Annotated in this window: 24 protein-coding genes; 7 read left to right on the top strand and 17 right to left on the bottom strand. The window is 70.6% G+C overall.

What is annotated here, in order from left to right:
* The first annotated feature begins 44 nt into the window (after positions 1-44).
* Positions 45-650 carry a G/U mismatch-specific DNA glycosylase gene (gene mug, locus ACFY2Q_RS17890; protein ID WP_387131672.1) on the top strand — a complete coding sequence of 202 codons (606 nt, stop codon included), beginning with the start codon at positions 45-47 and terminating at the stop codon, positions 648-650.
* A 39-nt stretch (positions 651-689) separates the two neighbouring features.
* Here mug and ACFY2Q_RS17885 read toward each other — a convergent pair whose 3' ends face one another.
* The 4 genes from ACFY2Q_RS17885 to ACFY2Q_RS17870 form a co-directional block, all read right to left on the bottom strand.
* A complete protein-coding gene (locus ACFY2Q_RS17885; RefSeq protein ID WP_387131670.1) occupies positions 690-2,666 on the bottom strand; it encodes an ABC transporter ATP-binding protein in 1,977 nt (658 codons plus the stop codon).
* 113 nt (positions 2,667-2,779) lie between these two features.
* Positions 2,780-3,547: an enoyl-CoA hydratase/isomerase family protein gene (locus ACFY2Q_RS17880; protein WP_387131398.1), complete on the bottom strand. Its 768-nt coding sequence runs from the start codon at positions 3,545-3,547 to the stop codon at positions 2,780-2,782.
* A 46-nt stretch (positions 3,548-3,593) separates the two neighbouring features.
* A complete protein-coding gene (locus tag ACFY2Q_RS17875; RefSeq protein ID WP_007462679.1) occupies positions 3,594-3,821 on the bottom strand; it encodes a helix-turn-helix domain-containing protein in 228 nt (75 codons plus the stop codon).
* A 210-nt stretch (positions 3,822-4,031) separates the two neighbouring features.
* Entirely contained in the window at positions 4,032-5,636 is a 1,605-nt protein-coding gene (locus ACFY2Q_RS17870; protein WP_387131396.1) for an ABC-F family ATP-binding cassette domain-containing protein, read from the bottom strand.
* Between the two features lie 265 nt (positions 5,637-5,901).
* On the opposite strand from ACFY2Q_RS17870, the gene ACFY2Q_RS17865 reads away from it, so the two are divergent.
* Positions 5,902-6,822: a neutral zinc metallopeptidase gene (locus ACFY2Q_RS17865; RefSeq protein WP_387131395.1), complete on the top strand. Its 921-nt coding sequence runs from the start codon at positions 5,902-5,904 to the stop codon at positions 6,820-6,822.
* A 102-nt stretch (positions 6,823-6,924) separates the two neighbouring features.
* On the opposite strand, the gene ACFY2Q_RS17860 is transcribed toward ACFY2Q_RS17865, so the two are convergent.
* The 10 genes from ACFY2Q_RS17860 to ACFY2Q_RS17815 all read right to left on the bottom strand — a co-directional run bounded on the left by ACFY2Q_RS17860 (position 6,925) and on the right by ACFY2Q_RS17815 (position 15,736).
* Positions 6,925-7,581, bottom strand: coding sequence for an acVLRF1 family peptidyl-tRNA hydrolase (locus tag ACFY2Q_RS17860; RefSeq protein ID WP_387131392.1), 657 nt, complete (start codon positions 7,579-7,581; stop codon positions 6,925-6,927).
* A gap of 181 nt (positions 7,582-7,762) precedes the next feature.
* On the bottom strand, positions 7,763-8,386 hold the full coding sequence (locus tag ACFY2Q_RS17855) for a LysE family transporter (RefSeq protein WP_387131391.1): 624 nt from the start codon (positions 8,384-8,386) through the stop codon (positions 7,763-7,765).
* A gap of 393 nt (positions 8,387-8,779) precedes the next feature.
* The gene (locus ACFY2Q_RS17850; protein ID WP_387131389.1) at positions 8,780-9,259 is read right to left on the bottom strand and encodes a metal-sulfur cluster assembly factor; all 480 of its coding nucleotides are present in this window, start codon (positions 9,257-9,259) and stop codon (positions 8,780-8,782) included.
* A 67-nt stretch (positions 9,260-9,326) separates the two neighbouring features.
* Positions 9,327-9,800: a Fe-S cluster assembly sulfur transfer protein SufU gene (gene sufU, locus ACFY2Q_RS17845; protein WP_387131667.1), complete on the bottom strand. Its 474-nt coding sequence runs from the start codon at positions 9,798-9,800 to the stop codon at positions 9,327-9,329.
* A 2-nt stretch (positions 9,801-9,802) separates the two neighbouring features.
* Entirely contained in the window at positions 9,803-11,107 is a 1,305-nt protein-coding gene (locus ACFY2Q_RS17840; protein WP_387131387.1) for a cysteine desulfurase, read from the bottom strand.
* A gap of 20 nt (positions 11,108-11,127) precedes the next feature.
* Entirely contained in the window at positions 11,128-11,901 is a 774-nt protein-coding gene (sufC, locus tag ACFY2Q_RS17835; protein WP_387131385.1) for a Fe-S cluster assembly ATPase SufC, read from the bottom strand.
* Entirely contained in the window at positions 11,901-12,227 is a 327-nt protein-coding gene (locus tag ACFY2Q_RS17830; RefSeq protein WP_109820754.1) for a non-heme iron oxygenase ferredoxin subunit, read from the bottom strand. Before ACFY2Q_RS17830 ends, sufC begins: the two co-directional genes overlap by 1 nt.
* Positions 12,227-13,378, bottom strand: a complete 1,152-nt coding sequence (gene sufD / locus ACFY2Q_RS17825; RefSeq protein WP_387131383.1) for a Fe-S cluster assembly protein SufD — start codon at positions 13,376-13,378, stop codon at positions 12,227-12,229. Before sufD ends, ACFY2Q_RS17830 begins: the two co-directional genes overlap by 1 nt.
* 130 nt (positions 13,379-13,508) lie before the next feature.
* A complete protein-coding gene (gene sufB / locus ACFY2Q_RS17820; protein ID WP_053657013.1) occupies positions 13,509-14,939 on the bottom strand; it encodes a Fe-S cluster assembly protein SufB in 1,431 nt (476 codons plus the stop codon).
* Entirely contained in the window at positions 14,936-15,736 is an 801-nt protein-coding gene (locus ACFY2Q_RS17815; protein ID WP_387131382.1) for a helix-turn-helix transcriptional regulator, read from the bottom strand. The genes sufB and ACFY2Q_RS17815 overlap by 4 nt, the downstream gene beginning before the upstream one ends.
* A gap of 98 nt (positions 15,737-15,834) precedes the next feature.
* Here ACFY2Q_RS17815 and ACFY2Q_RS17810 point away from each other — a divergent pair, with 98 nt between their 5' ends.
* Positions 15,835-16,794, top strand: coding sequence for a heme A synthase (locus ACFY2Q_RS17810; protein ID WP_387131380.1), 960 nt, complete (start codon positions 15,835-15,837; stop codon positions 16,792-16,794).
* A gap of 65 nt (positions 16,795-16,859) precedes the next feature.
* Here ACFY2Q_RS17810 and ACFY2Q_RS17805 read toward each other — a convergent pair whose 3' ends face one another.
* The 3 genes from ACFY2Q_RS17805 to ACFY2Q_RS17795 form a co-directional block, all read right to left on the bottom strand.
* Positions 16,860-17,780: a RimK family alpha-L-glutamate ligase gene (locus tag ACFY2Q_RS17805; protein ID WP_387131379.1), complete on the bottom strand. Its 921-nt coding sequence runs from the start codon at positions 17,778-17,780 to the stop codon at positions 16,860-16,862.
* Between the two features lie 13 nt (positions 17,781-17,793).
* Positions 17,794-18,129: a hypothetical protein gene (locus tag ACFY2Q_RS17800; protein WP_387131378.1), complete on the bottom strand. Its 336-nt coding sequence runs from the start codon at positions 18,127-18,129 to the stop codon at positions 17,794-17,796.
* A 307-nt stretch (positions 18,130-18,436) separates the two neighbouring features.
* Positions 18,437-19,390 carry a heme o synthase gene (locus ACFY2Q_RS17795; protein WP_387131377.1) on the bottom strand — a complete coding sequence of 318 codons (954 nt, stop codon included), beginning with the start codon at positions 19,388-19,390 and terminating at the stop codon, positions 18,437-18,439.
* Positions 19,391-19,653: 263 nt separating this feature from the next.
* Here ACFY2Q_RS17795 and tkt point away from each other — a divergent pair, with 263 nt between their 5' ends.
* The 4 genes from tkt to zwf are packed head-to-tail and all read left to right on the top strand — an operon-like array spanning position 19,654 to position 26,185.
* Positions 19,654-21,792: a transketolase gene (tkt, locus tag ACFY2Q_RS17790; RefSeq protein WP_387131376.1), complete on the top strand. Its 2,139-nt coding sequence runs from the start codon at positions 19,654-19,656 to the stop codon at positions 21,790-21,792.
* A gap of 15 nt (positions 21,793-21,807) precedes the next feature.
* Complete coding sequence (tal, locus tag ACFY2Q_RS17785; protein ID WP_387131374.1) at positions 21,808-22,986, top strand: transaldolase; 1,179 nt, start codon at positions 21,808-21,810, stop codon at positions 22,984-22,986.
* Positions 22,983-24,632, top strand: a complete 1,650-nt coding sequence (locus tag ACFY2Q_RS17780; RefSeq protein ID WP_387131371.1) for a glucose-6-phosphate isomerase — start codon at positions 22,983-22,985, stop codon at positions 24,630-24,632. Before tal ends, ACFY2Q_RS17780 begins: the two co-directional genes overlap by 4 nt.
* A gap of 2 nt (positions 24,633-24,634) precedes the next feature.
* Complete coding sequence (gene zwf, locus ACFY2Q_RS17775) at positions 24,635-26,185, top strand: glucose-6-phosphate dehydrogenase (protein ID WP_387131370.1); 1,551 nt, start codon at positions 24,635-24,637, stop codon at positions 26,183-26,185.
* The last annotated feature ends 16 nt before the right edge of the window (positions 26,186-26,201 follow it).

Below are 26,201 nucleotides of genomic sequence, written 5' to 3'. Positions count from 1 at the left end.
GGCGAGCCGACGAGGTGCCGGGCGCAGGCCGCCGAGGCGACGCGCTGACCGCCGACACGGCCCGACGTGGCCGTGCTGCGGCCGTACACCCTCGGCCGACCAGGGCGGATCTCGCCGCCGCCGCCGACCGCACCATCCCCGACCTGCTCGCGCCCGGGCTCGCGGTGCTCTTCGTGGGCATCAACCCCGGCCTCTGGTCGGCCGCGACCGGCCGGCACTTCGCCCGACCCGGCAACCGGTTCTGGCCGGCGCTGCACGCGGGCGGGTTCACGCCTCGCCTGCTGCACCCGAGCGAACAGGACGAGCTGCCCGCGCTCGGGCTCGGCATCACCAACATGGCCGCTCGGGCCAGCGCCCGCGCCGACGAGCTGAGCGCCGAGGAACTTCTCGACGGCGCCGCGATCCTTACCGACAAGGTTGCCCGGTACCGACCGGAGTGGGTGGCGGTGGTCGGCGTGACCGCGTACCGGATCGGTTTCGGCAGGCCGAAGGCCACCTTCGGACCGCAGCCCGAGTCGCTGGCCGGGGCACGGCTGTGGGTGCTGCCGAATCCGAGTGGCCTGAACGCCCACTTCACGCCTGTCACGCTGGGTGCGGCGTTCGCCGAGCTGCGGGTGGCCACGGGCCTACCCGACCGCCGGGAAGCGTGACCCGACAGGTCGGCGCGGCGTTGACCGCCCTCGGCAGGGTCAGTTGGCGGCGGCGGGCGGCATCGCTTCGTCGGCGACGTACGTGCCCAGCGGCATGACCACCGGCTCGGGGCCTGTCGCGTCCACGAACGGCCGGGGCGAGTCGGCCACCGCGAACTGGGTCCGGTACAGCTCGGCGTAGAGCCCGCCGACCGCGACCAGCTCGTCGTGCCGCCCCCGCTCGACGATCCGCCCACCGTCGAGGACCAGGATCTGGTCGGCGTCGCGGACTGTGGAGAGCCGGTGTGCGATCACCAGCGCCGTCCGCCCGGCAAGCGCCACCGCCAGCGCCCGCTGCACCGCGGCCTCGCTCTCCGAATCCAGGTGCGCTGTCGCCTCGTCGAGGATCACGATGGACGGCGCCTTGAGCAACAGCCGGGCGATGGCGATGCGCTGCTTCTCGCCGCCGGAGAACCGGTAGCCGCGCTCCCCCACTGTGGTGTCCAGCCCGTCGGGCAGCGACCGGACCAGGTCGGCGACCTGGGCCCCGGCGAGCGCGGCCCAGATCTCGTCGTCGGTGGCGTCCGGCTTGGCGTAGCGCAGGTTCTCGGCGATCGTCTCGTGGAACAGGTGCGAATCCTGGGTGACCACGCCGATCTCGTCGCGCAGGGAGGCGAGCGTCGCGTCGCGGACGTCCACCCCGCCGACAAGCACCTGACCGTCGGTCACGTCGTAGATCCGCGAGATCAGCATCGACAACGTCGACTTGCCGGCGCCGGAAGGGCCGACCAGGGCGACCATCTGCCCCGGCTCGACGCTGAACGAGACGCCCTTGAGCACGGGCTCGTTCACCGTCCGGTCGAGTGTCGCCACCTCCTCCAGGGAGGCCAGGGAGATCTCGGCGGCGCTCGGGTAGCGGAACCGCACGTCGCGGAAGTCGACCCGGCCGGTGTCGCGGGGCACCGGCACCGCGTCGGGCTTCTCCACGATGCCCGGCTTCAGGTCGAGCACCTCGAAGACGCGGTCGAAGGAGACAAGCGCGCTCATCACGTCCACCCGGACGTTGGAGAGCGCGGTGAGCGGCCCGTACAGGCGGGTGAGCAGCAGGGCGAGGGTCACCACAGTGCCCGCGCTGACGCCGCCGGTCACGGCGAGCCAGCCGCCGAGGCCGTAGGTGAGCGCCTGCGCCAGCGAGGCGACAAGCAGCATGGCCACGAAGAACGTCCGCGAGTACATGGCGGACTGGATGCCGATGTCGCGCACCCGCTCGGCCCGGCCGGCGAACCGGCGGGCCTCGATCTCGGGCTGGCCGAACAGCTTCACCAGCAGCGCGCCTGCCACGCCGAACCGCTCGGTCATTGTGGCGTTCATCTTGGCGTCGAGGTTGTAGGCCTCGCGGGTGATGTCGGCCAGACGTCTGCCGACCCGGCGGGCCGGAATGATGAAGATCGGCAGCAGCACCAGCGACAGGGCGGTGATCTGCCAGGAGAGGGTGAACATCACCGCGGCGGTGAGCACCAGCTGGATGACGTTGCTGACCACGCCGGACAGGGTGGAGGTGAACGCCCGCTGGGCGCCGAGCACGTCGTTGTTGAGCCGGCTGACCAGGGCGCCGGTCTGGGTGCGGGTGAAGAACTGCAACGGCATCCGCTGCACATGGTCGTAGACCCGGGTGCGCAGGTCGAGGATGATGCCCTCGCCGATGCGGGCGGAATACCAGCGCTGGGCCAGCGAGAGCAGCGCGTCGACGACAGCGAGCGCGGCGATGAACAGCGCCAGCCGGATCACCAGCCGGCCGGCCTCGGTGCCGCCCCTGTTGATCGCGTTGATGACGTCACCGGCGAGCACCGGGGTCGCCACGCCGATGATGGCGGCCAGCACCACTGTGGCCAGGAAGACGATGATGTCGCGCCGGTAGGGCTGGGCGAACGCGACGATGCGCCGGGCCACCCCGCTCTTGAGCCGGTGGGTGGAGACCTCGTCGCGGTTACGCATCGACCGGAGCATGCTCCACCCGGCCATGCCACCGCCGGACATCGGGTTGGACACCGCTCACCTCCGGGTCGTCGGGCGGACCTCGCCGTCAGGTCAATTCTCCCGACGACTCTGACAACCTCGGTCGTAACCCGGATCTTCCCGGACGGTCCTTACTATTCTCCCCTGCCGGCGAGGTCCCGCAGCCGGCGGGTCTGTGCCTCCCGCTCGGCGCGCTGCTGGTCGGCGTGCGAGCGGCCGGCCGCGCCGGCGATCAACGCCTTGATCTCCACCACCGCGTCGCGGGCGCCGGCGAGCAGGCCCGCCGTCAGGTCACGGACCGCGCTGTCCAGCTCACCCGGCGGTACGACGAGAGTGGCGAGCCCGATCCGGTCCGCCTCGGCGGCGTCCAGCCGGCGGCCGGTCGTGCAGATCTCCAGCGCCCGGGAGTAGCCGACCAACTCGACGAGGCGTTTCGTGCCAGCCAGGTCGGGCACCAGACCGAGGGTCACCTCGGCCATCGACAGCTTCGCGTCGGCGGCCAGGACCCGCAGGTCACAGGCGAGCGCGAGCTGGAACCCGGCACCGATCGCGTGGCCCTGCACGGCCGCGACGGATATGACATCCGGCCGGTGCAGCCAGGTGAAACCAGCTTGGAACTCGGCGATCTGGGCCGCGCACTCCTGCTCGGGCAGCGTGGCAAGCTCCGCGAACGATCCGGGGCCGGACGCGCCGGCAACCGCGAGGTCGAGGCCGGCGGAGAACGCACGCCCCTCGCCACGGACCACCACCACCCGCACGTCGCCGGGCAGGTCGCGCGAAAAGTCGCTCATCGCGCGCCACATCGCGGGCGTCTGAGCGTTGAGCACGTCGGGCCGGCACAACGTCACCGTGGCGACCGGCCCGTCGCAGGTCAGTCGAACCCCGGTCGCCTCGGCGGTCACCGGGCGGCCCGGGGCGCGACGCTTGTCGACGACACCGGGGGGCGGGTCACGCCTTCTTGCGGCGCCGGGCGCCGCCACGCTGGCGCAGCTGCACCCCGGACTCGGTGAGCACTCGGTGGATGAACCCGTAGGATCGGCCGGTCGACGCCGCCAATGCCCGGATGCTCTCCCCCGAGGTGTACCGCTTTACCAGGTCCTTGGCGAGCGTCTGACGCTCGGCTCCGACGATCCGGCGACCTTTCTCAGTGCTGGTGGCTGTGCCAGTGGCTGCCATACTGTGTCCTCACGTCCCAGACTGTGCGGTTCGGATACGGTCACACCTATTAGACCGCCTCGGACGATCATGCGCCAGATATCAACTCTTCGCCAACCGACACGCTATGCAATGTCGGGTTCCCGATAGAGTGATCCTTTCGATCGACTCATCCGTACCGGTCGGGGATTGCCCCGCCGACCCGGCCGCTCCGCCTGAACCTTCCGGCGGTCAGGCCAGCTCGACCAGTTCGAGGAGGTCGTCGCTCCACGCGTCCTCGTCGCCGTCGGGCAGCAGGATGGCGCGATCCGGCTTGAGCGCCAGCACAGCCCCCGGGTCGTGCGTGACCAGCACGATCGCGCCCGGGTAGTTGGCGATCGCGTCGAGCACCTGCTCCCGACTGACCGGGTCGAGGTTGTTCGTCGGCTCGTCGAGCAGCAGCACGTTGGCGCCGGAGCAGACAAGTGTCGACAGGGCCAGCCGGGTCTTCTCGCCACCGGAGAGCACCCCGGCCGGCTTGTTGACGTCGTCGCCGGAGAACAGGAACGCGCCGAGGATCTTGCGCAGGTCGGTGTCGGACTGCTCGACGGCGGCGGCACGCATGTTCTCCAACACCGTCCGCTCCACGTCAAGCGTCTCGTGCTCCTGTGCGTAGTAGCCCAACCGCAGCCCGTGCCCGGCGTGCACCTCGCCGGTGTCCGGGGTGAGCAGGCCGCCGAGCATCCGCAGCAGCGTCGTCTTGCCGGCGCCGTTGAGGCCCAGGATGGCCACCCGGGAGCCCCTGTCGACAGCCACGTTGACGTCGGTGAAGATCTCCAGGGAGCCGTACGACTTGGACAGGCCGGTCGCGGTGAGCGGCGTCTTGCCGCACGGGGCCGGGCTGGGGAAGCGCACCTTGGCCACCCGGTCGGCGACGCGTACCTCCTCCAGGCCGGAGATCAGCTTCTCGGCCCGGCGGGCCATGTTCTGCGCGGCGACGGTCTTGGTGGCCTTGGCCCGCATCTTGTCGGCCTGCGCCATCAGGGCGCCGGCCTTCTTCTCCGCGTTGGCCCGCTCCCGGCGGCGACGCCGCTCGTCGGTCTCGCGGGCCTCCAGGTACGCCTTCCAGCCCAGGTTGTAGACGTCGATCACGGATCGGGTGGCGTCGAGGAACCAGACCTTGTTGACCACCGACTCCAGCAGAGCGCCGTCGTGGGAGATCACGATCAGGCCGCCCTTGTGGTTGGCGAGGAAGCCGCGCAGCCACGTGATCGAGTCGGCGTCGAGGTGGTTTGTCGGCTCGTCGAGCAGCAGGATGCCGCCGCCGTTCTCACCCGCGTCGCGGAACAGGATCCGGGCCAACTCGATGCGCCGACGCTGACCTCCGGACAGGGTGCCGATGGTCTGCGCGAGCGCGCGGTCCGGCAGGCCGAGGTTGGCGCAGATCCGGGCGGCCTCGGCCTCGGCCGCGTACCCGCCGAGGGCGGCGAACTGGTCCTCCAGCGCGCCGTAGCGACGGACCAGCTTGTCGCTGGCGTCCTCGGCGAGCTGGGCCTCGATCGCCTGCATCTGCGACATCAGCACGTCCAGGCCGCGGGCGGAGAGCACCCGGTCGCGGCCGGTCACCTCAAGATCGCCGGTACGCGGGTCCTGCGGGAGGTAACCGATGGCGCTGCGCGTGTCGATCTGCCCGCCGTACGGCTGGCCCTCGCCGGCGAGCACCTTCAACGTGGTGGTCTTGCCGGCGCCGTTGCGGCCGACCAGGCCGATCCGGTCACCGGGCTGCACGCGCAGCGTGGTGTCGGACAGCAGGATCCGGGAACCGGCACGCAGTTCCAGGCCGGTGGCAGTGATCATCTGTTTGGGGCTCGCTCTCGGGGTCCGGAAGGCTGACTCGGGGCACGCGAAACGGCCGGCGGGCTCAAGAGGCCCGACGGCGCGGGGGCGGTTCAGCCTTCGCAGCGCAGCACCCGACAAGTGTACCGGGCCCCGCTGGGCGACCCGCCCGGATTACCAATCAAGATCATCGGGTATCGGAACGCCTGTCCGGACCCCGTCCGGCACTCGATAGACGAAACGGCGCACAAAGACACTCACACCGCATACGGCGATCGGGGTCACCATGGAACTCAACGAGCGGGCCGAGCTCGACACCTCCCAGGCAAACGACCTGGGTCGGGGCGGCGGATCGGGCGGCGGCTTCGGCATCCCCATCCCCGGTGGCGGCGGCCGGGGCGGCATCATCGGCATCGTGGTGGCCGTACTCGTCGCCCTGCTCGGCGGCGGGTTCGGCCTGAACGCCATGACCAACGGCGACGAGGGCGGCCAGGCCGGCGGCTCCGACCTGGACCAGGTGTGCTCCGCCGCGAACCCCGATCGTCTCGACGACGCGCGCTGCCGCAACCTGCTCTACGTCAACAGCATCCAGGGGTACTGGCAGAAGGCGTACCCGGAGCTGGGCAAGGGCAAGTACGAGGCCACCACTACCAACTTCTTCCAGGCCGCCGTGAACACCGGCTGCGGTCAGGCCGACTCGGGCGTCGGCCCGTTCTACTGCCCCGCCGACCGGAAGGTCTACATCGACCTGAGCTTCTACGACGAGCTCGCCTCCCGGTTCGGGGCCAAGAGCGAGTTCGCCCAGCCCTACGTCCTCGCCCACGAGTACGGCCACCACATCCAGAACCTGCTCGGCACCAACGAGAAGGCTGGCGGGGGCGACCAGAGCGGCCCCCGCTCCGCCTCCGTGCGGCTGGAGTTGCAGGCCGACTGCTACGCCGGCGCCTGGGCCAAGCACGCAACCGAGAGCAAGGACAAGAGCGGCCAGGAGCCGCTGTTCACGTCGATTACCCAGGCCGACATCGACGGTGCCATGCAGGCCGCCGAGGCGATCGGCGACGACAGCATCCAGGAGCGCTCCGGCGGCCGGGTCAACCCCGACTCCTTCACCCACGGCACCTCGGAGCAGCGGCAACGCTGGTTCCAGCAGGGCTACGACCGCGGCGACCCGAATACCTGTGACACGTTCGGCACCGACCAACTCTGACGGGTCGGCGACGCCGACGTGGGCGTCTCGACGGCCGGGACCGGCCGTCGGGGCGCCCTTTCGCATGACCGGGCTCGGTCTCGCCGCGCGGCCGAAGCCCGGTCAGGCGGGCGGAGCGGGATCCCGGACCAGGATGCGGACCGCCCGGGCGGCAGCCACCGAGGCGACAAGCACGGCGTGTCGAGGCTCGGGAACGTCGAGCAACCTATCGGCCCGCAGCGCGGCGAGCGGGGCCAGGCGCCGGTCGGCGAGGATGCCGTCGACAGTACGCCGATCGCCTCCCGCCACCACGGCGTCGAGCGTGCCGGCCTCCGGCAGCAGCAGCCGTACCGCCAACTCGACCGCCTCACCGAGGGCTGCCTTCGCCTGGTTGTCGCGTCGGCGGGCGAAGCGGTGCTGGGACCAGCCGCCAGCGGCGGTACGACCCTGCACGTAGCGACTGTCCACCTTGGAGACCACCAGGTCATCCCCCACCGCCACGCCCACCGCGACAGCGCTCTTGCGCGCCAGCAGCAGCCCGATCCGGCGGGGTGCGGTGGTGGCGGCGAGGAACCCCTGCAGGTCGTCGCCGGGGTCCGCGCCCGGCGGGGCGTGCAGCTCGGCGGTGGCACCGTCGAGGGCGGCGAGCAGCAGCCCGTACCCCTGAATGGTCGTGGTGGGCGGGCCGTGCCGGTCGGCGAAGCCCTCGACCCAGCGCCCGACGCGGGCCGGGTCGACCTCGACCCAGCGGCCCCCTCCGGCTGCGGGTCGGCTGCTCATGTGCCCGAACCTACGGCACCACCCCCACCCCACCCCACCCCGCCCGCCCCCACCCGCGCCGGCGATCATGAAGTTAGCGTCGCGACACGCCGTCATCGGGGACGCTAACTTCATGATCATCGGGACGAGAGGCGCGCGGTGAGGGCGCGGGGCGAGGGGGCAGGGGGCAGGGGGCAGGGGCTCAGGTTTGGAGGAGGACGGTGAGCGCCAGGGCGGCGATGATGACGCTGGAGGTGAGGGCGGTGGCGCGTCGGCCTCGGGGGCTGGTGAGGAGCCGGCCGACCAGGGTGCCGCCGCCGGCGATGAGCAGCTGCCAACTCGCCGAGGCCACGAAGGCGCCGAGCACGAACAGCACCGCCGCCGACCCACCGGAATCGGCGGAATCGCCCCTGCCGAGGACCAGCGCGGCGAAGTAGACCACCGTCGCTGGGTTGAGCAGGGTCAACGCCAGGATGCCGGCGAAGGCGCGCAACGGGGTGTCCATTCCGCGACGGCTCCGCCCCTCGGTCGCCGGCGCGGGCCGAAGTGCGCGCCACCCGGTGTGCGCGGCGAGCGCGAGCAGCACCGCGGCGGCCGCTATCCGCAGCGGGCCTGCCACCGGGGCGACGACACCGGCGACAGCCGCGCCGGCGACGGCGGCGACAGCCGCGTACAGGCCGTCGGCGGTCGCTACGCCGAGCGCCCCGGCCGCGCCGACCCGAAACGAGGTACGCGCACTGAGCCCCAGGATGAGCACCGCGATCGCCCCGACCGGGATGGCGACGCCGTAGCCGGCCACGAGGCCGGCGAGGAACGCCCCGGTCACGGCCGTCGGTGCCGAGTCGAGGCGCGGCCCGCAAGCGTGCGCTGTCGACACGCGGCGATGGCCGCGCCGACAGGAAGCTGCATCCGGTACGCCTCGATCACCCGCTCATCCTGCGCGGCTCCCGCCGACTGACGCCACCGCATTTCCGCCGTCCCCTGTCCGACCCCGCCGCGCCCACGCGCGCCCGGAAGCCACACGCCCCACGCCCCCAGCGAGATGCCACGACAACCAGGATGTTGCGCGATCATGGCGCGCCTGGGCCCGCCCGAGCGCGCCACCGGCCGACCATCAGCCGGGCAGCGCGGCACGGGACGGCGCTCGAACGTGGCTGGAACGCGTCGAGCGCGGCACCCAGGCTGGGTGCCGCGCTCGACGATGCCGACCGGGGTCGGCTCAGACGTTGAAGCCGAGGGAACGGAGCTGGTCCCGACCCTCGTCGGTGATCTTGTCGGGGCCCCACGGCGGGAGCCACACCCAGTTGATCCGGATGTCGTTGACCAGGCCGCCGCCGGGGCCGGTGGTCAGCGCCTGCCGGGTCTGGTCCTCGATCACGTCGGTCAGCGGGCAGGCCGCCGAGGTGAGCGTCATGTCCAGGGTGGCGACGTTCTCGTCGTCGACGTGCACGCCGTACACCAGGCCGAGGTCGACCACGTTGATGCCCAGCTCGGGGTCGACGACGTCCTTCATCGCCTCTTCGATGTCGGCGATCATGGCCTTGCTGACGCCGCCCGCCGGGGCGGCGGCGTCGCCGGCACCTGTCGTCACGGCACCGTCGGTCGTCACAGCACTGTCGGTCGTCACGGCGTCGGTCTGCGGTGCCGCGGTGGCGTCACCAGCCTCCGGCGTCGCCGCGGTAGCGGTGTTCTCGCTCATGCCGTCCCTCCGCATCGCTTCGTGATGCCACAGGGCACCACAGTGTCATTCGCTCGCTGACGCACGGTCACGCCTTCACCTCCGGGCTCGCGCCCACACCGGCGCGTGCCGCGGCGTCCTTGAACGCCATCCACGGCAGCAGCGCGCACTTGACCCGGGCGGGGTAGCGGGCGACACCCGCGAAAGCCACCCCGTCACCGAGTACGTCCTCGTCCGGCGTGACCTGACCACGACCGGACATCAACTCGACGAACGCCTCGTGCACCCCGAAAGCTTCCCGGGTGTCCCGGCCGCGCAGCAGTTCGTGCAGCACGCTCGCCGAGGCCTGGCTGATCGAGCAACCCATCCCGTCGTACGAGATGTCGTGCAGCACGGTGCCGTCGGTGGCGACCCGGACGGTGACCTCGTCGCCGCAGGTCGGGTTGACGTGGTGCGCCTCCGCGACCTGATCGGCCGGGTCGTCGGCGTCGCGCAGTCCACGCCCGTGTGGATGCTTGTAGTGGTCCAGGATGATCTCCTGGTAGAGCTGGTCGAGCTGCACCATCAGTCGAACACCTTCCGCACCTGCTCCAGACCGGCCACCAGAGCGTCGATCTCCTCGGTGGTGGTGTAGAGGTAGAACGAGGCCCGGGTCATCGCCGGGACACCGAACCGGCTGCACACCGGCTTCGCACAGTGGTGGCCAACCCGCACCTGCACACCGAGCGAGTCGAGCACCTGGCCCACGTCGTGCGGGTGCACGTCACCCAGCGCGAACGAGATGGTGCCGCCCCGGCCGACAGGCACGGTCGGGCCGAAGATCCGCAGGTCGCGCACTGAGCCGAGTGCGTCCAGCGCGTACGCCGTCAGCTCCTTCTCGTGCCACTGGATGGCCTGCATGCCGATCCCGGTCAGGTAGTCCACCGCCGCGCCGAGCGCGACCGCCTCGGCGATCGGCGGGGTGCCCGCCTCGAACCGGGCCGGCGGCGCGGCGAACGTCGACCGGGCCATGGTGACCGTCTCGATCATCGAGCCGCCGCCGAACACCGGTGGCATCGCCGCGAGCAGCTCGCCCCGACCCCAGAGCACTCCGATGCCTGTGGGGCCGCACATCTTGTGCCCGGTGAACACGATGTAGTCGGCGTCCAGGTCGACCACGTCGATGGGCAGGTGCGGCACCGACTGCGAGCAGTCCAGCAGCAGCAGGGCGCCCACCTCACGGACCCGCGCGGTGATCCGGGATGTCGCGTTGACCGTGCCGAGGATGTTCGACATGTGCACCAGCGAGACGATCTTCGTCCGTTCGGTGACCAGGTCGTCCAGGCCGGACTCGTCGAGCCGACCCTGGTCGGTGACCGGGAACCAGCGCAGGGTCGCGCCGGTCCGCTCGCAGAGCAGCTGCCACGGGACGATGTTCGAGTGGTGCTCCATCTCGGAGATCACCACCTCGTCGCCCGGGCCGAGCCGGAAGCGGGGGTCACCGTCGGGGCGCAGCGAGGCGTTCGAGAAGGCGTACGCCACGATGTTGATCGCCTCGGTGGAGTTCTTGGTGAACACCACCTCGTCAGTGCTCGGGGCGTTGATGAACGCGGCGATCTTGGCCCGCGCGCCCTCGTACGCCTCGGTGGCCTCGGTGCCCAGCGTGTGCACCGAGCGCGACACGTTGGCGTTATGCCGCGCGTAGTGCTCGTCGAGCACGTCGAGCACCTGGCGGGGCTTGTGCGAGGTGTTGGCGCTGTCGAGGTAGACCAGCGGGTGCCCGTTGATTTCCCGGTCCAGGATCGGGAAGTCGGCGCGCACCCGAGCCACGTCGAAACGCGGCGCGTCGGCGTACTGCGGCATCCCCTGCGGGATCGCGATGCTGGTCATCTCGGCAGCGCCTCTCTCGCTCAGGCCCGGGCCGTACCGGCTCCGGCGGCGTACCGCTCGTAGCCCTCGGCCTCGAGCTTGTCGGCCAGCTCCGGGCCGCCCTGCTCGACGATCCGGCCGGCCACGAAGACGTGCACGAAGTCCGGCTTGATGTAGCGCAGGATCCGCGTGTAGTGGGTGATCAGCAGCACGCCGGTGTCGCCGTCGTCGCGGACCCGGTTGACGCCCTCGCTGACCACGCGCAGCGCGTCCACGTCGAGGCCGGAGTCGGTCTCGTCGAGGATCGCGATCTTCGGCTTGAGCAGCTCCAGCTGGACGATCTCGTGCCGCTTCTTCTCACCGCCGGAGAAGCCCTCGTTGACGTTGCGCTGGGCGAACGCCGGGTCCATCTGCAGGCGCTCCATGGCGCCGCGCAGCTCGCCACCCCAGGTGCGCAGCTTCGGCGCCTCACCGTCGATTGCGGTCTTGGCGGTCCGCAGGAAGTTCGCCACCGAGACGCCGGGCACCTCGACCGGGTACTGCATGGCCAGGAACAGGCCGGCACGCGCCCGCTCGTCGACGGTCATGGCCAGCACGTCCTCGCCGTCGAGGGTCACCGAACCGCCGGTGATCTCGTACTTGGGGTGGCCGGCGATCGAGTACGCCAGGGTGGACTTGCCGGAGCCGTTCGGCCCCATGATCGCGTGGGTCTCACCCGACTTCACGGTCAGGTCGACGCCGGCCAGGATCGGCTTGAGCTCACCCTCGGGCAGCTTGACCGACACCTTCAGGTCGCGGATCTCCAGGGTGCTCATTATCGGGTCACTCCATTACTCGGCGTCAGGCTGAGGTAGATGTCACCGTCGCGGACTTCGACGGGATAGACGGGTACGGGTTCGGTGGCCGGCAGGCCGGAGGGCTGGCCGGTGCGCAGGTCGAAGCGGGAGCCGTGCAGCCAGCACTCAAGCGTGCAGCCGTCGACCTCACCCTCGGAGAGGGCGACCGACGCGTGCGAGCACTCGTCGTAGGCGGCGTAGAACTCGCCGTCCTCGCCGTGCACCAGGGCGATCGGGGTGCCGTCGACGTCCGCGCTGATCGCGGTGCCCTTCGGCACGTCCTCGGTCGAGCAGATGCGGATCATCAGGCGCCGGCCTTGGCGAGTCGGGCCTCGATCGCGTCGCCGAGCCGCTCGCGCAGCGACTCCACCGGGATCTTGTTGATCAGCTCGGCGAAGAAGCCACGGACCACCAGACGGCGGGCCTCGCCCTCCGGGATGCCCCGGGCCATCAGGTAGAACAGCTGCTCGTCGTCGAAGCGACCGGTCGCGCTGGCGTGGCCGGCGCCGGCGATCTCGCCGGTCTCGATCTCGAGGTTGGGTACGGAGTCAGCCCGCGCGCCCTCGGTGAGCAGCAGGTTCCGGTTGATCTCGTACGTGTCGGTGCCTGTCGCCTCGGCCTGGATGATCACGTCACCCACCCAGACGGTGTGGGCGTCCGCGCCCTGCAGGGCGCCCCGGTAGCCGACGTAGCTGCGGCAGTCCGGCACGTTGTGGTCGACCAACTGCCGGTGCTCCAGGTGCTGGCCGGAGTCGGCGAAGTAGACGCCGTACAGCTCGGCCTCGCCACCCCGACCGGTGTATTCCACGCTCGTGAACTGCCGGACCAGGTCGCCGCCCAGGGTGACCTGGACGTGCACCACCCGGGCGTCCCGACCCAGCTTGATCTTGAGGTGCTGCGCCTGGACCGCGTCCTCGGCCCAGTCCGCCACGGTGACCAGGGTCAGCTTGGCCCCGTCGGCGACGGTCACCTCGACGTTGTCGGCAAGCGTGACCGAGCCCTCCTGGGAGAACACGACAGTCGCCTCCGCGAACCGACCCACCTGCACCTGAGTGCGGGCGAAGGAGAGCTCCTCGGGGAACGCGCCCAGCAGCCGCACGACCACCGGCTCGGACACCACGGCCTCGGCCGCCACCTCGACCAGCGCCACCCGCGCCGCCCCACCGTGCGCAAGCGCGCTGACCCGGTCGACCGGCACCAGCACGGACGCGACGCTGGCGTCGGACGGCTCGACGAGCCGCAGCGACACCCCGGCCGGCAGCTTCGGGTGCTCCACGGTGACGCCCCGGCCGGTTGCGGCCGAGGTGTCCGCCGTGGCCAGGCCACGGAGGCGCTTGAGGGGGGTGAAACGCCATTCCTCCTCCAGGCCGGTGAGGGCCGGGAAGTCGGTGACGTCGTACGAGCGCAGCGCCTGCGACTTGGTGCTGGGCGGTGGCGCGGAAGCCTGGGTAGTCATGTCTTCCTTGGTCAGTCTGTTCTACGAATAATCGGAGGGCGGGCCGGGCCGGTCGCGGCCTGGCCCGGCGGGCTGGGCTCGGACCGGCCGCGTCTGGCCCAACGGGTCAGGTGGGATCAGCCGGCCGGGGTCAGCCGACCGCGCCCTCCATCTGGAGTTCGATCAGGCGGTTGAGCTCCAGGGCGTACTCCATCGGGAGTTCCTTGGCGATCGGCTCGATGAAGCCACGGACGATCATGGCCATCGCCTCGTCCTCGCTCAGGCCCCGGCTCATCAGGTAGAAGAGCTGGTCGTCGCTGATCTTGGAGACGGTCGCCTCGTGCCCCATCGACACGTCGTCCTCGCGGATGTCGACGTACGGGTAGGTGTCCGAGCGGGAGATGGTGTCGACAAGCAGCGCGTCGCACTTGACGGTGCTCCGGCTGTGGTGCGAGCCCTCCAGCACCTGCACCAGACCGCGGTACGAGGTGCGGCCGCCGCCCCGGGCGATCGACTTGGAGATGATGTTCGAGGAGGTGTGCGGCGCGGCGTGCACCATCTTGGCGCCGGCGTCCTGGTGCTGGCCCTCGCCGGCCATCGCCACCGAGAGCACCTCGCCCTTGGCGTGCTCGCCGGTCATGTAGACCGCCGGGTACTTCATCGTCACCTTGGAGCCGATGTTGCCGTCGACCCACTCCATCGTCGCGCCCTCGTGGCAGACGGCGCGCTTGGTGACCAGGTTGTAGACGTTGTTCGACCAGTTCTGGATGGTCGTGTAGCGGCAACGCGCGTTCTTCTTGACGATGATCTCCACGACCGCGCTGTGCAGCGAGTCGGAGGAGTAGAGCGGCGCGGTGCAGCCCTCGACGTAGTGCACGTACGCACCCTCGTCGACGATGATCAGCGTCCGCTCGAACTGGCCCATGTTCTCCGTGTTGATCCGGAAGTAGGCCTGCAGCGGGATCTCCACCTGCACACCCTTCGGCACGTAGATGAACGAGCCACCGGACCACACGGAGGTGTTCAACGCGGCGAACTTGTTGTCGCCGACCGGGATCACCGTGCCGAAGTACTCCTTGAAGACGTCCTCGTGCTCGCGCAGCGCGGTGTCGGTGTCCAGGAACAGGACGCCCTGCTCCTCAAGGTCCTCACGGATCTTGTGGTAGACGACCTCGGACTCGTACTGCGCCGCGACACCGGCGACCAGCCGCTGCTTCTCCGCCTCCGGGATGCCCAGCCGGTCGTAGGTGTTCTTGATGTCCTCGGGCAGGTCCTCCCAGCTGGTGGCCTGCTTCTCGGTGGACCGCACGAAGTACTTGATGTTGTCGAAGTCGATGCCTGTGAGGTCCGCGCCCCAGGCCGGCATCGGCTTGCGGCCGAACAGCCGAAGACCCTTCAGGCGCAGGTCGAGCATCCAGGCCGGCTCGTTCTTCTTGGCCGAGATGTCCCGCACCACCGCCTCGTTGATGCCGCGCTGGGCGACTGCCCCGGCGGCGTCCGGGTCGGACCAGCCGTACTCGTAGCGACCCAGGGCGGCGAGCTGCTCTTCCTGGGTCAGGGGCTGGACGATCTGCTCGGTCATCTATCTGTCCTCACAGTGGTGACGGGATTACCGGACTGGGCGCGGCTCGGCTGGGTCGGGATGTGCGTGGTGCACACCCCGTCGCCGTGCGCGATGGTGGCCAGGCGCTGCACGTGGGTGCCGACCAGGCGGGAGATCACCGCGGTTTCGGCCTCGCACAGCTGGGGAAACTCGGCGGCCACGTGAGCCACCGGGCAGTGGTGTTGGCAGAGCTGACCGCCGGAGGCGATCGTGGTCGCGTTGGCAGCGTAACCCTCGGAGGTGAGCGCTCCGGCGAGTGCCTCCGCCCGCGCGAGGGGGTCGTCGCCGGCGTCCTCCATGGCGGCCCGACAGCGCGACTCCAGGGCGGACACCTGCTCGGTGGCGAACGCCTCGACCGCGTCCGAACCACCGCTGCGGGCGATCCAGCGCAGCGCGGCGGTGGCCATATTGTCGTAGTGGTGGGTGCCGCAGCGGCCCCTGGCCGCCTCGGTCAGCATGAACACCTTGGCCGGGCGACCCCGACCGCGGCTGCCCTGCACCGTCTGCTCACGGGCCACGACGTCGCCGTCGGCGAGCATCGCGTCCAGGTGCCGGCGGATCGCCGCCGGGCTCAGACCCAACGCCAGGCCGAGTTGCGCGGCGGTGGTGGCACCCCGCTCCAGCAGCAACTGGGTGACCCGGTCGCGGGTGGAGATCTCGGTCACCGCGGCGCCGCCGAACGGGCCAGGCGTCGTCACGACGGAGGCGGACGGAGTCGCACCGACGGCCGCAGCGGCCGTCGGCTGCCGCCCGGAGAGCGCCGCCGCGTTTTTCACAACGCCAACGTTACGTAATTACCTGGAGGGTCGCAAACCCGGGTCCCGGTGATCCGAACCACCGACCCGGCAGAGTCGGACAAACCTCGATCACTACGGTGCGTAGGATTTGGGCCGTGAACCGAATCGTCCGTCCGGTCTCCGGCATCCTGCTGCGCCGCCTCGCGCTCGCCTCCATCATCGCGAACGTGGGCATCGTCGTCACCGGCGGGGCCGTCCGATTGACCGCCTCGGGCCTCGGCTGCCCCACCTGGCCCCGGTGCACCGACACGTCGTACGTCAACACGTCCGAGATGGGCGTGCACGGGGTGATCGAGTTCGGCAACCGGATGCTGACCTTCGCGGTGGGCCTGATCGCACTCGCGACCCTGCTGGCCGTGCTGGCACACCGCCCGAGCCGGCCCGGGCTGCTGGCGCTGGCCGTCGCGGTCTTCCTGGGCATTCCCGCCCAGGCGGTGATCGGTGGCATCACCGTGCTCACCAACCTCAACCCGTGGGTGGTCGGGCTGCACTTCCTCGCCTCGATGGCGGTGATCGCCGCCGCGTACGCCCTCTGGCGGCGGATCGGCGACCCGGACGGCCCGGCCGTGGCCGTGGTACCCACACCACTGCGCACCCTGGCCCGGATCACCACAGGCGTCAGCGTCGCCGTGCTCGTCATCGGCACCTGGGTCACCGGCAGCGGCCCGCACGCCGGCGACCACGGCGCGGCCCGCAACGGGCTCGACCCGGAGTCGATCTCCCAGGTGCACGCCGACGGTGTCTTCCTGCTGATCGGCCTCACGGTGGCGCTGATCTTCGCCTTCCGCGCCGTCGGCGCGCAGCGGGCGACCCGGGCCGCGATCGTCCTGCTCGCGGTGGAGCTGAGTCAGGGCGTCATCGGCTTCGTGCAGTACTTCACCCACGTGCCGGCGCTCCTGGTCGGCGCGCACATGCTCGGCTCCTGCCTGGTGCTGCTCGCCACCCTGTCGATGCAGTGGTCGACGCGTGAGCGCCGCCCGGTCGCCCCCGCACCGCAGGCAGCCAACCCCGTCGAAGCCGTCCCGGTAACCGCCTGACCGCCCGCGCCCCACGAGTGGGCGCTGCGGCGCCGACCTGACGGGATCTTGGAAGTGGCGGACGGTCAGCCGAGGCGGGCCAGGTGGGTGACGATGGCCTCGGCGAGGCGATCGGGGGCACCCGGGGCGTACCCGATGAAGAGTGACGGTTCGGTCAGCTCCAGCTCGACAAGGACCGGCTCACCATCCGGGCCGGGGATCAGGTCGACCCGCGCGTAGAGCAACCGCCGTGTGCCGCCGGGCACCCCGGCGAGGGTCTTCTCGGCCACCGCCAACTGTTCGGGTCGGGCGGTGCGGGCGCTGATCTCCTCGGCCTTGTAGAGCCCGTCCGGGCCGAGGTCCGGGCCGGTCAGCATCGGGCCCTTGCGGATCGCGTGGCTGAACGTGAGCCCGTCCGGGCCGGCCAGGAAGAGCAGCGCCGTCTCGCCCTCGGTGTCGACGGCGCGCAGGTACGGCTGGACCATCGTCACCCGGCCGGCGTCGGACAGCCGGCGGACATGCGCCGCGGCCAGGTCCCGGTGCTCCGGATCGGCCAGGTCGTAGCGGCCGGTGTCCTGGCTGCCGGCGCTGACCGCGGGCTTGAGCACGTACTCGCCGCTGTCGGCGGGCGGCTGCCAGGTCTCCCCCGGCGCCACCCAGGCCGTCGGTACGGTCGGCACTCCGGCGGCGCTCAACTCGGCCAGGTAGCGCTTGTCGGTGTTCCAGCGCACCACGTCGGCCGGGTTGACGAGCGCTGGGACGGTGGCCGCCCAGTCGACGAACTCGTCGCGGCGCAGCGCGTAGTCCCAGGGTGAGCGGAGCACCGCCAGGTCGTAGGCGGACCAGTCGACGTCGGGGTCGTCCCAGACCGCGGGCTCGACGGCAACGCCACGGGCGGCGAGCGGGGCGAGGACCAGCCGGTCGTCCGGGTCGAGGTCTGCCAGTTCGGTACAGGTGACGAGAGCGACCCGGGGTTTCCCCCGGGCCGACTGGTGGTGGTCTGTCAATTCAGGTGTCTATTCAGCGGGCCATCGTGCGTCGAGCCATCGACCGCCAGAGGTCGTTGCTCGGCCGCATCTGGTCCATCAGCTCACGCTCCCAGGCGTTCTCGACGGTGACTCCCGCCTGGGCGCACGCCTCCCGGGCCGTGACGGTGTCGTCGGCGAACTGGTCGCCCCACTCACCGTCGGAGCCCACGAGAACGATTCGCGCGCCACGCTTGCCGACGTACTCGATGACCGCCTTCGCGCCGCCGTGCCCGGCGGCGAACGACTTGAGGCCCGCGACCAAGCCCTGCGGTGCCTGCTCGCTGGTGGTCTGCTCGGCCGTCAGCGTCGTATCGGAACCATCTGCCATGACGCGAAGCCTAAGCAGAACTCCACTCGTGCGGGCGAGAACCATGAAGCTTTTGTGATGCCAATTACCTACAGGTTTAAGGAAGACCACAGGTTGTCTGCCCGGCTATATCCGGACTTTTGCCCATCAAACGTCTCGCCAGATCGGCCCGGACGGGCCGAAGGTTGAGTCGATCCGACTCATGCCGAAAGTTACTCTGATGTGACGTTAAACCGGGACAACTCATCCATCGACATGATTGGTAACCGGATTTTCGGCGCGGCCGAAAGCCGAAGGCCCGGGGCGCGCGGCGACCGCGCGGCGCGCGTCAGATCAGCGCGTCGAGCGCGACGGCCACGAAGACGATCGTGAGGTACGTCGTCGACCAGTGGAACAGTCGCATCGGCTTGACGGCCTCGCCGCGCGTCGCCCGACGGCAGAGCCGGTGCGCCTCGACGATGAAGATGGCGCCCACCACGAGGGTCGGCACGCCGTAGATCGCGCTGAGCCCCAGCGGCCACACCGCGAGCGAGGTGAGCACGGTCAGCCAGGCGAAGATCAGGATCTCGGCGTTCACCCGGCGGACGGAGGCCACCACGGGCAGCATCGGGATGCCGGCGCGGGCGTAGTCGTCCTTGTACTTCATCGCGAGGGGGTAGAAGTGCGGCATCTGCCAGAAGAAGACCACAGCGAACAGCCCCCAGGCGGCCGGCGCCAGCGAGCCGGTCACCGCCGCCCACCCGATGAGCACCGGAGCGGCACCGCAGGCACCGCCCCAGAACGTGTTCGTCGGGGTGGAGCGCTTGAGCCAGAGCGTGTAGACGACGTCGTAGTAGACGATCGCGGCGAGGGTCAGCCCCGCGGCGAGCAGGTTGGTGAACGCCGCCATCAGGACGATCGAGATCGCCGCCAGCACCAGACCGAAGACAAGCGCGCTGCGCGGCGACACGGTGTGCGCCGGCAACGGCCGACGCTTGGTGCGCCGCATCAACTGGTCGATGTCCCGGTCGATGTAGCAGTTGAGCACGCTTGCCGCACCGGCGGCGAGCGAGCCGCCGATCAGCACCACTGCCATCAGCCACAGCGACGGCAGGCCGCCCTCGGCCAGCATCATCGCCGGGATGGTGGTGACCAGCAGCAACTCCACGATCCGCGGCTTGGTGAGCGCCACGTACGCCGAGATGACCGCGCGCACATCCCGCCGCGCCACCGGACGCTCGACCGAGCGCGCCGGGGGTTGCCCGGCGGGGTTGCTCGCGGGGCGCTCGGTGATCATGCTCACGGATTGCCACCTTCCGGCATCGGCCTGGGGAGATTGGTTCGGCGGACCACTGCGGGCCTGCATACCGACCCACACACTACGCGTCGTCGTTTTGGCTGCCCGGCCGACCCGACAACGGTGCGAGCCGTCACACCACCGGGTTGAACGACTCAGCGGCCGATCCCGTACCGCAGGCCATGCAGAGATCCCCGGGCGGACGTTTAGTCACGCTCGATAGGGTCATCAGTGAGGGTTCCGCCCATCTGCCGAGGAGCACAACCATCGTGGCTGCCAACCGACCCGAGCACTCCGAACTCAACTGGTCCGACCTCGATCGTCGGGCTGTCGACACCGTCCGCGTGCTGGCCATGGATGCCGTGGAGAAATCCGGCAACGGCCACCCGGGCACCGCGATGAGCCTCGCGCCCGCGGCCTACCTTCTCTTCAACCGCGTGATGCGGCACAACCCGGCCGACCCGAACTGGCCCGGCCGCGACCGGTTCGTGCTCTCCGCCGGGCACTCCAGCCTGACCCTCTACATCCAGCTCTTCCTGTCCGGTTACCCGCTGAGCCTTGCCGACCTGCAGTCGCTGCGGCAGTGGGGCTCGCTGACTCCGGGTCACCCCGAGCACGGCCACACGCCGGGCGTGGAGACCACCACCGGCCCGCTCGGGCAGGGCCTCGGCAACGCCGTCGGCATGGCCATGGCGGCCCGCCGCGAGCGTGGCCTGTTCGACCCGGAGGCCGAGCCCGGCACGTCGGTCTTCGACCACGACATCTGGTGCATCGTCTCCGACGGCGACATCGAGGAGGGCATCAGCCACGAGGCCAGCGCCCTCGCCGGGCACCAGCAGCTGGGCAACCTCACTGTCGTCTACGACGACAACGAGATCTCGATCGAGGACGACACCCGGATCGCCAAGAGCGAGGACGTGGCGGCCCGCTACGAGGCGTACGGCTGGCACGTCCAGACCGTCGACTGGCGCAGCGGGGATGCCGACCAGGGTGACTACCACGAGGACGCCGAGGCCCTGCACCGGGCGCTGCTGGCGGCCAAGGCCGAGACCGGGCGTCCCTCCTTCATCGCGTTGCGCACCATCATCGGCTGGCCCGCGCCCAACAAGCAGAACACCGGCAAGATCCACGGGTCGGCGCTCGGCGCCGACGAGGTGAAGGCCACCAAGCAGATCCTCGGCTTCGACCCGGAGCAGACCTTCCAGGTCGACGAGGAGGTCCTCGGCCACGCCCGCAACGTGATGAGCCGCGGCTCCGAGGCACAGCAGGAGTGGACCACCGCGTTCGACGCCTGGAAGAAGGCCAACCCGGAGCGCGCGGCGCTCTACGAGCGGATGGCCGGCCGGGTGCTGCCGGACGGCTGGGCCGACGCGCTGCCCACCTTCCCCGCCGACGCCAAGGGCGTGGCCACCCGTGCCGCGTCCGGCAAGGTGCTGGAGGCTCTCGCGCCCGTCCTGCCGGAGCTGTGGGGTGGTTCGGCCGACCTGGCCGAGAGCAACAACACCACGATGAAGGGCGAGCCGTCGTTCATTCCGGCCGCGCACGCCACCAAGGACTTCCCGGGCCACGAGTACGGCCGCACGCTGCACTTCGGCATCCGCGAGCACGCCATGGGCGCCATCCTGAACGGCATCGCCCTGCACGGCGGCACCCGCCCGTACGGCGGCACGTTCCTGGTGTTCAGCGACTACATGCGTCCGTCGGTGCGCCTGGCCGCGTTGATGAAGCTGCCGGTGACGTACGTCTGGACGCACGACTCGATCGGCCTGGGCGAGGACGGCCCGACCCACCAGCCGGTGGAGCACCTGACCGCGCTGCGCGCCATTCCGGGTCTGGACGTCGTCCGCCCGGCGGACGCGAACGAGACCGCCTGGGCCTGGCGGATGGCGCTTGAGCACACCGACCGGCCGACCGCCATGGCGCTGAGCCGCCAGCCACTGCCGACCCTGGACCGGGCCGTCCTGGGCAGCGCGGAGGGGGTCGCCAAGGGCGGCTACGTGCTGGCCGAGGCGTCCACCGGCAAGCCGCAGGTGATCATCGTGGGCACCGGTTCCGAGGTGCAGCTCTGCCTCACCGCGCGGGAGCGCCTGGAGGCCGACGGCACCCCCACCCGTGTGGTGTCGATGCCCTGCCAGGAGTGGTTCTACGAGCAGGATGAGGCATACCGGGAGTCGGTGCTCCCCCGCGGGGTAAAGGCACGGGTGAGCGTGGAAGCGGGCATCGCGATGTCCTGGCGCGGCATCGTCGGCGACCTCGGCGAGAGCGTCAGCCTGGAGCACTACGGGGCGAGCGCCCCGCACACCGTGCTCTTCGAGCAGTTCGGGTTCACCGGTGACCGGATCGTGGCGGCTGCGCACGCCTCGCTGGCCCGGGTGGGCGACATCACCGGTTTCACGACCGGCAACTGAGGGAGCGTGGACGGCATGACCGACAAGCTGAATGAACTCACCGCCGCAGGCGTGGCGGTCTGGCTCGACGATCTGTCCCGGGTACGACTGAGCTCCGGCGGGCTGGACCAGCTCCGGCGGGAGCAGCACGTGGCCGGTGTCACCACCAACCCGACGATCTTCGCAAAGGCGCTCAGCGACGCCGACGAGTACAACTGGCAGTTGCGCGACCTCGCCACCCGTGGCGTTGAGGTCGAGGAGTCGGTACGCATGCTCACCACGTACGACGTGCGGTGGGCGTGCGACGTGATGCGCCCGTCGTACGACGGCAGCGACGGTGTCGACGGCCGGGTCTCCATCGAGGTGGACCCCCGGCTGGCGCACGACAGCGACAAGACGGTCGCCGAGGCCAAGGCGCTGTGGTGGCTTGTCGACAGGCCCAACCTCTTCATCAAGATCCCGGCCACCGAGGCGGGGCTCCCGGCGATCACCGCCACGCTCGCCGAGGGCATCAGCGTGAACGTGACGCTGATCTTCGGTCTGGACCGCTACTCGGCGGTAATGGAGGCGTTCCTGGCCGGCTTGGAGCAGGCCAAGGCCAACGGCCACGACCTGTCGAAGATCGGCTCGGTGGCGTCGTTCTTCGTCTCCCGCGTCGACTCCGAGGTCGACAAGAGGCTGGAGAAGATCGGTTCCGAGCAGGCCAAGTCGCTGCGCGGCAAGGCCGCCATCGCCAATGCCCAGCTGGCGTACGAGCGCTACAGCGAGGTGTTCTCCTCGGACCGCTGGAAGGCGCTCGCCGCCGCCGGCGCGCACCCGCAGCGCCCGCTGTGGGCGTCCACCTCGACGAAGAACCCGGACTACCGGGACGTCATCTACGTCGAGGAGCTGATCGCCCCCGGCACCGTCAACACCATGCCGGAGCCGGTCATCCACGCGTACGCCGACCATGGCGAGACCCGCGGCGACACCATCACCGGCGCCTACGACGCGGCCCGGAAGGTCTTCGCGGACCTGGAGTCGGTCGGCGTGGACATGGCCGACGTGATCGCCACCCTGGAACGTGAGGGCGTGGAGAAGTTCGAGGCCAGCTGGCAGGAGCTGCTCGACGGCGTCCGCAAGTCGCTGGAGGCCGCGGCGAAGGGCACCGGCGCACCGAACAAGGCCGCCAAGGGCAACGCCAAGGCCGCCGAGAAGGCCGGTGGTAACGCATGAGCGATCTTCTTGCTGGGCCGGTGGAGGCCGCTGGTGGTCTCGCCGTTTACGGCGCGGACGCGGTTGACAAGTCCGCGCCCGCCTCGACCCGGGACGCGCTTGTCAAGGCGGGCGTTCCGGGCCGCCTGGCGGCCAAGGACGCGGGCCTGTGGGGTCCGGACGCCGAGGCCGAGGCGAAGATCCGCCTCGGCTGGGTGGACACCCACCGGCACAGCCGGGAGCTGCTGGCGCAGCTGGCCGAGCTGACCACGGAGCTGGCCGACCTGGACCACGTGGTGCTCGCCGGCATGGGTGGCTCGTCGCTGGCCCCCGAGGTGATCACCCGGACCCTGGGCCGGCCGCTTACCGTGCTGGACACCACCGACCCGGGCCAGGTCCGCGCGGCCCTCGGTGACCGGCTGGAGCGCACCGTCGTGGTGGTGGCCAGCAAGTCCGGCTCGACGGTGGAGACCGACAGCCACCGGCGCGCCTACTGGCAGGCGTTCCTGGACGCCGGGATGACCGAGGCGGAGGCCGGCAGGCACTTCGTCATCGTCACCGACCCGGGTTCCCCGCTGGCGACCACCGCAAGCGAGATGGGCGCGTTCACCGTGCTCGCCGACCCGAACGTGGGCGGCCGGTATTCCGCGCTCACCGCGTTCGGGCTGGTCCCCTCCGCGCTGGCCGGGGTCGAGGTCGCCGAACTGCTCGATCAGGCCGACGCGCTGGCCCAGTCACTCGCTGGGGACCACGACAACCCGGCGCTGGCGCTGGGCGCCGCGCTCGGCGCCGCCGCGACGCTGGCCCGCGACAAGGTCGCACTGGTGTCCGACGGCACCGGCATCGACGGGCTCGGCGACTGGGCCGAGCAACTGATCGCCGAGTCGACCGGCAAGGCCGGCGTGGGCATCCTGCCGGTGGTTGTGGAATCCCCGCAGAGCCCGGGCGCCACCGGGCCGGACGTGCTGACCATCAGCTACGGCGGCGCGCTGTGCGCCGGTGACGTGCCCGGCGGCGGCGCCAACCCGGACGTCGCCGTCAACGGCCCGCTCGGCGCGCAGTTCCTGGCCTGGGAGTACGCCACCGCAGTGGCCGGCGTGGTGCTCGGCATCGACCCGTTCAACCAGCCGAACGTCACCGAGTCCAAGGAGAACACCAACAAGCTCCTGGCCTCGGGCATCCCGGCGGAGTCACCGTCGTTCACCGAGGGCGCGATCGAGGTGTACGCGCCGCAGGGCGCCCCCGGTGACCTGGCCGGCGTGCTGCGCTGGCTGCTCGACGGGCTGGGCGACGACGGCTACCTGGCCACGATGGCGTACCTGGACCGCATCGCCGACGCCGACGCGGCCCGGCTGCGGCCGCTGCTGGCACAGGCGGCCGGGCGACCTGTCACATTCGGTTGGGGGCCACGGTTCCTGCACTCCACGGGCCAGTACCACAAGGGTGGCCCGCAGGTGGGCAGCTACCTCCAGGTGACCGGCGCGGTGGCGGAGGACCTGGCGGTGCCGGGCAAGCCGTACACCTTCGGAGAGCTGCAGGCGGCGCAGGCCGCCGGCGACCGGCAGGCCCTCGCGGGCCGGGAGCGGCCCGTCCTGCGGCTGCACCTGACCGACCGGGCCGCCGGCATCGCCCAACTGCTCGACGCGGCCGGTGAGCTGCGGACGTGAGGATGGACGATGTGACTGACGCGGAGCGAGAAGGCGGCGTGAACCCGCTGCGCGACCCGCAGGACCGCCGGTTGCCCCGGATCCCCGAGCCGTGCGCTCTGGTGATCTTCGGGGTGACCGGCGACCTGGCCCGAAAGAAGCTGCTTCCCGCCGTCTACGACCTGGCGAACCGAGGGCTGCTGCCGCCCGGTTTCGTGGTGCTCGGCTTCGCCCGGCGGGACTGGGGCGACGGCGACTTCGAGACCCTCGCCTGCGAGGCGGCCCGCAAGCACGCCCGTACCCCCTGGCGGGACGAGGTCTGGGCGCGGCTGGCCGGCAACATCAAGTTCGTGGGCGGGTCCTTCGACGACGACGCGGCCTTCGACCACCTCGCGTCGACGCTTGACGAACTGCGGCAGACCCACGGCATCACCGGCAACGCGGCGTTCTACTTCTCCATCCCGCCGGCCGCGTTCCCCGTCGTGCTCAAGCAGTTGGCCCGCACCGGGATGGCCGACAACGACAAGTCCGGCGGTTGGCGCCGGGTGGTGGTGGAGAAGCCCTTCGGCAACGACCTGCCGTCGGCCAAGGCGCTCAACGACCTGGTCGACGACGTGTTCACCCGACAGGACGTCTTCCGGATCGACCACTACCTGGGCAAGGAGACGGTCCAGAACATCCTCGCCCTGCGGTTCGCCAACAACCTGTTCGAGCCGCTGTGGAACTCCAAGTACGTCGACTCGGTGCAGATCACCATGGCCGAGGACGTCGGCATCGGCAGCCGTGCCGGCTTCTACGACACCGTCGGCACCGCCCGCGACGTGCTCCAGAACCACCTGCTGCAACTCCTGGCCCTGGTGGCCATGGAGGAGCCGACGAGCTTCGACGCCGACGAGATCCGGGCCGAGAAGTTGAAGGTGCTCAAGGCGATCACCCTGCCGAAGGACGTGGCCCGGGACACCGTCCGCGGCCAGTACCTGCCCGGCTGGGTCGGCGGCGAGCGTGCGGTCGGCTACCTGGAGGAGCAGGGCGTGCCTGCCGACTCCACCACGGAGACGTACGTGGCGGTGCGGCTGGGCATCCAGAACCGCCGCTGGGCCGGGGTGCCGTTCTACATCCGGGCCGGCAAGCGGCTGCCCCGGCGGGTCACCGAGGTCGCCATCATGTTCAAGAAGGCGCCACACCTGCCGTTCAACGACGCCGACATGGAGTCGCTGGGCAACAACCAGTTGGTGATCCGGGTGCAGCCCGACGAGGGCGTGGTGCTCAAGTTCGGCTCGAAGGTGCCCGGCACCACTATGGAGGTCCGCGACATCGCGATGGACTTCCAGTACGGCGAGGCGTTCACCGAGTCCAGCCCTGAGGCGTACGAGCGGCTGGTGCTGGACGTGCTCATCGGCGACCGCACCCTGTTCCCGGACGCGGCCGAGGTCGAGCAGAGCTGGCAGGTCATCGACCCGCTGGAGCACGCCTGGGAGGGCACCAAGCCGGAGCCGTACCGCGCCGGCGAGTGGGGGCCGCGGGCGGCTGACGAGATGCTGGCCCGCGAGGGCCGGGCGTGGCGGCGCGCGTGAGCGAGCAGACCAGGAG

The sequence above is a fragment of the Micromonospora sp. NPDC000316 genome (assembly GCF_042898885.1).
In the GTDB taxonomy this organism is placed as follows: Bacteria; Actinomycetota; Actinomycetes; order Mycobacteriales; family Micromonosporaceae; genus Micromonospora.
Note: the sequence above shows the minus strand (reverse complement) of the source record. Positions and strands in the feature narration are given on the sequence as shown.

Coding starts and splice junctions, on each gene's coding strand:
- ACFY2Q_RS17885 (WP_387131670.1), bottom strand. CDS start 2,666: ATGTCCGGCGGTGGCATGGCCGGGTGGAGCATGCTCCGGTCGATGCGT.
- ACFY2Q_RS17875 (WP_007462679.1), bottom strand. CDS start 3,821: ATGGCAGCCACTGGCACAGCCACCAGCACTGAGAAAGGTCGCCGGATC.
- ACFY2Q_RS17870 (WP_387131396.1), bottom strand. CDS start 5,636: ATGATCACTGCCACCGGCCTGGAACTGCGTGCCGGTTCCCGGATCCTG.
- ACFY2Q_RS17865 (WP_387131395.1), top strand. CDS start 5,902: ATGGAACTCAACGAGCGGGCCGAGCTCGACACCTCCCAGGCAAACGAC.
- ACFY2Q_RS17860 (WP_387131392.1), bottom strand. CDS start 7,581: ATGAGCAGCCGACCCGCAGCCGGAGGGGGCCGCTGGGTCGAGGTCGAC.
- ACFY2Q_RS17850 (WP_387131389.1), bottom strand. CDS start 9,259: ATGAGCGAGAACACCGCTACCGCGGCGACGCCGGAGGCTGGTGACGCC.
- ACFY2Q_RS17840 (WP_387131387.1), bottom strand. CDS start 11,107: ATGACCAGCATCGCGATCCCGCAGGGGATGCCGCAGTACGCCGACGCG.
- sufC (WP_387131385.1), bottom strand. CDS start 11,901: ATGAGCACCCTGGAGATCCGCGACCTGAAGGTGTCGGTCAAGCTGCCC.
- ACFY2Q_RS17830 (WP_109820754.1), bottom strand. CDS start 12,227: ATGATCCGCATCTGCTCGACCGAGGACGTGCCGAAGGGCACCGCGATC.
- sufD (WP_387131383.1), bottom strand. CDS start 13,378: ATGACTACCCAGGCTTCCGCGCCACCGCCCAGCACCAAGTCGCAGGCG.
- sufB (WP_053657013.1), bottom strand. CDS start 14,939: ATGACCGAGCAGATCGTCCAGCCCCTGACCCAGGAAGAGCAGCTCGCC.
- ACFY2Q_RS17800 (WP_387131378.1), bottom strand. CDS start 18,129: ATGGCAGATGGTTCCGATACGACGCTGACGGCCGAGCAGACCACCAGC.
- tal (WP_387131374.1), top strand. CDS start 21,808: ATGACCGACAAGCTGAATGAACTCACCGCCGCAGGCGTGGCGGTCTGG.
- ACFY2Q_RS17780 (WP_387131371.1), top strand. CDS start 22,983: ATGAGCGATCTTCTTGCTGGGCCGGTGGAGGCCGCTGGTGGTCTCGCC.
- zwf (WP_387131370.1), top strand. CDS start 24,635: ATGGACGATGTGACTGACGCGGAGCGAGAAGGCGGCGTGAACCCGCTG.